Genomic DNA, 6194 nt, shown 5'->3' with positions numbered 1-6194 from the left:
CAAATTTGCTTGGTGACAATAGCGTTTTGGACCCACCTGATCCCATGCCGAACTCAGTAGTGAAACGAAACAGCGCCGATGATAGTGTAGCATTTGCTATGTGAAAGTAGGACATTACCAGGCTTAAAATTGTAGAGAGCCCGACTAGAAATAGTCGGGCTTTTTTACGTCTGCAGAAAAGTGAAATATGCGCAATTAACACCCACTCATACCAACACCATCGAGTAGGGCGGAAAAATAGATCACTTAATTAAGCTAATTGGTATAAAAATAAAATTGTGAACTACCGAATTTACGTTTTCGGTTTGTGTAAGCAGTTGTTTAGGTGAAGTATTAAACAGAATTTATAAATTAGTTTGATTAGTTCATTATAACTCGTTAACTAACCACAGACTTAGCTTGTTTATGAGGGCAATGAATACTAATATGATTTCATGATCTTATAACTAAATCTATTGGCTTAGTTGTTTTAAAATTACTACCAATAATGATTGTGAGCTGTAACTTAAATGCCTTATGAAACATTTGTAGATGACTCTGCATCGCTAGTTGAATTTACCCGAGTTTACTTAGCTATTTTTTATACTTTTGTTGCCGGATTTTATACATTTAGAATTATTTATAAAAATCGAAATACACCATCAGGCGTTATTTATCCCGGTGATAAATTTTGTACTAGTTGGTGGAACCATATGGTTTTTAAATTTTTCAGGGCTGCTATTTGGTTTGTATGTGTAATTAGAGTGTTTGTACCTGAGTTAGATAGCTATCTTGGGCTATTCCCAATACTCAATGGCTGGCCAGGCGTATTATTTGGCGATGTATTATTGACCGCAGGCTTTATTTTAACGATGTTTGTACATTTTCATATGGCAGCCCTTTGGCGTTCAGGAATTGATCCTAAGGGACCACATGAACTTAAAACATCAGGATTATATGAATACTCTAGGAATCCGATGTATTTAGGCGTTGTAGCTGCACAGGTGGGGTTCTTTTTAGCCTTACCTAGTATATTTAGTTTGACCTGTTTAGTTATTGGTTTTACAGCTATATATAGACAAACATTAGTTGAGGAGGCTCATTTAGCCCATCGTTTTTCTACAGAATATAAAGAGTATAAACAACTAGTCCCTCGCTGGTTATAGCTTGGGATTGAGCTTTAAATACATGGATTTTTAAGGCAAGAGTAAAGAAGTGTTCTGTATTGGCTTGCTAAAATCTAGCACGATAGACATAAATCAGATCACTTTTTTTTGTTTTATACCAATTCGCTTAATTAAGTGATCTATTTTGAGGATGGAAAAACGTGTTGATAGCTAGGCAAAAAATTTGCTATTTAGTTGTTCTCGGCAATTGCTCCTGCATTGCTCTACCTTCTGCATCCATGCAGTCGTAAATGAGAATTTTTTAACACAGGTAGCGACACGTTCAGCCCCGCAAAATGATTAAGTATTATTGCGGATTGGTATTATATACTTTTCCATAAACTCTTGTTTAGTAATTGCCTTTGAAAAAATGTAGCCTTGAATATAATCACAAGCAAGCTGCTTTAATAGGTCATACTGTTTTTGTGTCTCAACTCCTTCAGCAACCACCATTACGTCTAGATTGTGAGCCATAGTGATAATAGCTTTCACGAGAGCAATACTATTATCGTTTGATTCTATATCGTTGATAAATGAGCGATCTATTTTTAAAATATCTATATCTAAGCGTTGTAAATACGCCAAAGAAGAATAACCAACACCAAAGTCGTCAATCGCAATATCTATATTAATAGTGCTTAAGCGTTTTAATTGTCGTTGTATTGACGAGTCGGGATCCATTAAAGTATTTTCAGTGACTTCAATTAAAATTGTGTTTGCAGGTAGTTGATACTTTTTACTTGCTACAATCCATTCATCCACCCAGCAACCAGCACGGTCAATTTCAAGAGGTGATGTATTCACACTGACTTGAATTGCCTTTTCACTTAAAACATTGAATTGGACGGTATCTTGAATTGCTTGAGATTTTACCCATTGGCCGATATCGTTTATTAATCCGTTTTTTTCAGCGACAGGTATAAATTCATTTGGCCCTATTAGGCCTCGTTCAGGGTGATTCCAACGAATTAGAGCTTCAGCTTTTGGTACTGATTTCCCGTCGATTGAAAATATAGGTTGGTAAAATAATTCAAATTGGTTTTTAACAATTGCAGTGCGTATCTCCTCTATTAGACGACGCTTTTCTGTGGCTTTTTCTTCTATAGCATAAGAGAAAAATTCATAGCGATTCCGCCCTTTATTTTTAGATAAATACATTGCTTGGTCAGCGCGTCTAACGAGCTCTTCTACTGTTAAACCATCAGCAGGGAAAAATGTTAAACCTATGCTTGCGGTAACATAGACTGTCTCTTTTTTTACTTTAATGCTCTGCATTAAGCTACTTTTTACTGCTTCGGCAATTTTTGATGCTTCATCAGGACTATTTACACCTTCTAAAATTAATGTAAATTCGTCACCACCTAAACGTGCGACTGTATCTTTAGTCGTTATACAACTTTGCAGTCTTGTGGCTACTTGGTGTAAGAGTAAATCACCGTAGTCGTGACCTAGGCTGTCATTTACTTCTTTAAAGCCATCCAAATCTATGAATATAAGGGCGAACTTCATTTCCTTAATACTTACTAAGCTTTGTAGTTTTTCGTAAAAATAACGCCTGTTCGGTAAGTCGGTTAATCCATCTTGGTAGGCATATTGTTGCAACTGAATATTCGCATTTTCAAGTTCATTAGTACGCAGTCTAACTTGGTTTTCTAATGAATTTTCTCTTTGCTCAATGTTGTATAACATTGCATTAAAACAAGAGGTTAATTGTCCTACTTCATCTTGTGATACTTGTTTAGCGCGTAAGCTATAATCGTGTGATGTGGTTATTTTATTTGCTGTTTGAGCTAGATATAAAATAGGGTTTAAAAAGCGACGCCTTAATAAAAGAGATAAAATTAGGCTGATGGCAAAGGTGAATACCATCAAAATCATTATAAATTTAAAGTAAAAAGTAATTCTGTCTTGAATGTAGCTGTTGTTAGCGCGTATTTTTAATATACCGTAATCATGCATATCGAGCTGAAGGGGTGTACTTACTTCAATACTTTGCTCCATATCTTCATCTTCGGATTGCGCAATAACAAGTTCCTCACCAGTCATACTTGTTACCATTATACTAATAACATCTGATCGTATAAGTATTGGGTTTATAAGCTCTTGCACTGCATCTAAATCATCAAACATAAGTGCTGTAGTTATATTCGGTGAAAGCATTTTTGACAGAGAGCCCAAGCTTTCTATTTGTTCCTCTTTAGCGCTAGTGATTTCATAAGCACTAAATACAATGGTTACTGTCGCGGTTGATACAAGTGCAACACTCATTAAGATTAATAGTAATTTTTTGCTCATCGTATTTAATGCAAATAGTTTTTTCATTGCACTACCTATCTACAACGCGGGCAAGGCGTAGCACTTTTGAGCTCATAGTAATGCCTGCATCTTTAAGCTGTTTCGGAGCAATTTCAAAGCGAATTTTACCACTGGAAAGAAAAAACCTAATATGACCGCCATTTTCAATAAATGTGTCTGTTTCACCAATGAGCATAACGTTTTTCAGCTCTAAAGGTGTTACGTTTTGCCATTCGATAAATGTATCAGAGGTAATAAATAGCATGTTACACGCCGAGGTTGTTACTTCATCAAGAGTGATTAATTTATTGTATAGAGGTAAGTTTTTTATAGTGCGACTTTTTAAAGCGTTGTTAGCCGCATCAATAAAGTATTTATCAGGGCTACAAATAATAAATTCATTAAGAGATTCTAAATGATAATCCCAGTGTCCAAAACGTGCAAAGTTATATAAGAAGCCTGCTTTTAGCATGTATTCTTTTTCAACAGCGCCAACGCTGGCACTAAAAAGTGTCAACGTTATTAAGCTACTGTGAATTAAACTTCTTAATTTAATCATCTAATTAACTTAGAAATTTGCTGAAATTGTAAACGTAATACATTCATCAATATAGTTTGGTAATGTATAGGTTTCGCGCGTATTATTGTACTCAATATGTGAACCTGCAAAGAGGTTTTTACCCGAAATTGCAGTAGACCACACAGGTGTTGCTTGCCAATTCCAACTAACATCTAACGTTGTGTAATTATCAGTGTTATATGCATTTGAGTTTATTGCGCGCAATGTCGCAAACACATTATGGTTGGTTAAAAAAGAATAATCGGCTTTTGCAAATAACTGCCTGTTTTTAGAGTCATAGCCGATTGCGGGCTCTACTCGAGGAGGTAAATCGTAGTTATAATCGGTGTAACTATAACCAAACTCAGTATTGAGATTATCAACAGGTTGCCACGATACAACTAGGTCGAACCCTTTAGTGGTCGTGTCTGCTACAGATGCAAAGTCTAAATCTATGCGAGTCATTGTTAGTGCTTGAAATACTTCTGGGATTCTCCCTGCTAGAAATAATTCAAGTATAGGAGTGAATTGTTCAGCATGCGTATTCATATCAATAACCGCTACGTTATTAGCATCGGTATAATAAGTAGAAAGATCCAATGACCAATCGTTAGCAGTAAAACGGTAGCCTAATTCATAAGATAGATAGTTTTCTGATTTAACTTTGTCGTTACCATTTAGGTAGGTTGCAATTCGGTAGTCGTCTATTTGTCCAAAGCCAGAGCTTAAACCGGTAAGATCTTTAATTTCTGTACCATTAACTTTAAAGTTGTCGTTAAATTCAATCAATGTTGGTGTACGAACACTTCGCGATATAGCACCCCAAGTAAGGTGGTTATCTACTGGTTTGTATATAAGTCTTGCTGACGGTTGATTTTCCCAGCCAGTTAAATCGTTATGATCAAGCTTAGTACCAATAATAAAATCGAGTGTATCAGGCGTCACATTGTATTGAGCTTGAACAAGTGCACCAAACTGTTTGAGGTTATCAAAGTTTTTATCGCTATCTAAAAATACACTTTCTGCGAAAGAGATAGAGTTATACCGGTAGTTTAATCCCCAATCTAGCTGTAGAGATTGGTATATGAAGTTCATTTGATAATCAATATCTATCGATTCAAAATCTTCTTTAATATAATCTTGAGAACCATTTTGTTTCAGCCAAGAAATTTGTAGCATTTGATTGGCATCGGGCGACACTCTGTTTTCAAGGCGCGCCATTATGCGTGAGTCTGTTCGCTTTAAATCATCTGAGAATGAAATATTTTCGTTGGTTTCATCTATAACACCTCTGTAGTTTTGCCCAAGTGTTGAGTGAGTAACGTCTCCCTGAAGTAGCGCAGACCACTCATCATTAGGGGTAAAGTCAGCCCGAAAACCTAAAGAATTTTGTTTAGTTGTATCGTTAGGTGCGAGTAAGATCCCTTTTTTTGATTCATTCGCATCTTTTACATGACCATACACACGGTAGCTGCCTACGTTACTTATATCACCACCGTAACGAAGATTTGCATCAACATTTATTTGATTACCAGTTGTTACGTTTGCGTATCCACCGCGAGTATCAATACTGTTTTTAGTAATGATATTAATCACGCCATTATTTGCGTTACTACCCCAAAGTAATCCGCCTTGTCCGCGTATTACTTCAATGCGTTCAATGTCATACAAAGGAACGTTGAGTGTTTCCCAATAAACTGCAGCAAATTTTGGGGTATATAAGCTTTGTCCGTCAATCATAACCAATAGTTTGCTAGAAAATCGAGAGGCAATACCTCTTGATGAAATAGCCCATTGATTGTTATCGAGCTGACGTACAATTAAACCAGGCACCATTTTCAGTGCTTCAGGTACTGATGTAGCACCAGAGTTAGTAATTTGTTCTTTACTTAATACATAAATAGATGAAGCGGTATCAAATGCTGATTGCGCTCTTTTCATCGCAGAAGTTGCTTGTACATCCATGCCCATTAAAGCATCAAGGTCGAGGTCTTCATCTTCAAACGGCTCGGCCGTTAAGAGAGGGCAAACAAAAAGTAATGGCCAAAACAAACGTTGTGATATTTTCACCCAAAAGTCTCCTGCGCAATCAAAAAATCAAAAACAGTCTTTGTTTTTGTAATACATGTGATATCACACAATATTAACATACATTAACAGTGTAAAAGCATAAATGAGATTAAATCAAGGTAGCT

4 protein-coding genes and 1 rRNA gene are annotated in these 6194 nt (G+C 36.1%); 2 read left to right on the top strand and 3 right to left on the bottom strand.

Going from position 1 to position 6194, the window contains the following annotated elements:
• Positions 1 to 8 precede the first annotated feature (8 nt).
• Positions 9 to 123, top strand: a 5S ribosomal RNA gene (rrf, locus tag H5115_RS14290).
• A gap of 386 nt (positions 124 to 509) precedes the next feature.
• Entirely contained in the window at positions 510 to 1145 is a 636-nt protein-coding gene (locus H5115_RS14285) for an isoprenylcysteine carboxylmethyltransferase family protein (protein ID WP_182671906.1), read from the top strand.
• Between the two features lie 300 nt (positions 1146 to 1445).
• On the opposite strand, the gene H5115_RS14280 is transcribed toward H5115_RS14285, so the two are convergent.
• Genes H5115_RS14280 through H5115_RS14270 form a run of 3 tightly spaced genes read right to left on the bottom strand, consistent with a single transcriptional unit; the run spans position 1446 to position 6069 of the window.
• Positions 1446 to 3467, bottom strand: a complete 2022-nt coding sequence (locus H5115_RS14280; protein ID WP_182755930.1) for a bifunctional diguanylate cyclase/phosphodiesterase — start codon at positions 3465 to 3467, stop codon at positions 1446 to 1448.
• 4 nt (positions 3468 to 3471) lie between these two features.
• Positions 3472 to 3999 (bottom strand): YfiR family protein, encoded by a 528-nt coding sequence (locus H5115_RS14275; RefSeq protein WP_182755928.1) that lies wholly within the window; start codon positions 3997 to 3999, stop codon positions 3472 to 3474.
• A 9-nt stretch (positions 4000 to 4008) separates the two neighbouring features.
• Positions 4009 to 6069: a TonB-dependent receptor domain-containing protein gene (locus tag H5115_RS14270; protein ID WP_182755926.1), complete on the bottom strand. Its 2061-nt coding sequence runs from the start codon at positions 6067 to 6069 to the stop codon at positions 4009 to 4011.
• Positions 6070 to 6194 lie beyond the last annotated feature (125 nt).

Origin of the sequence: Pseudoalteromonas sp. SR44-2 (assembly GCF_014163745.1) — a bacterium.
In the GTDB taxonomy this organism is placed as follows: Bacteria; Pseudomonadota; Gammaproteobacteria; order Enterobacterales; family Alteromonadaceae; genus Pseudoalteromonas; species Pseudoalteromonas distincta.
The sequence above is the reverse complement of the archived record's forward strand: the minus strand, read 5'-3'. Positions and strand labels throughout refer to the sequence as shown.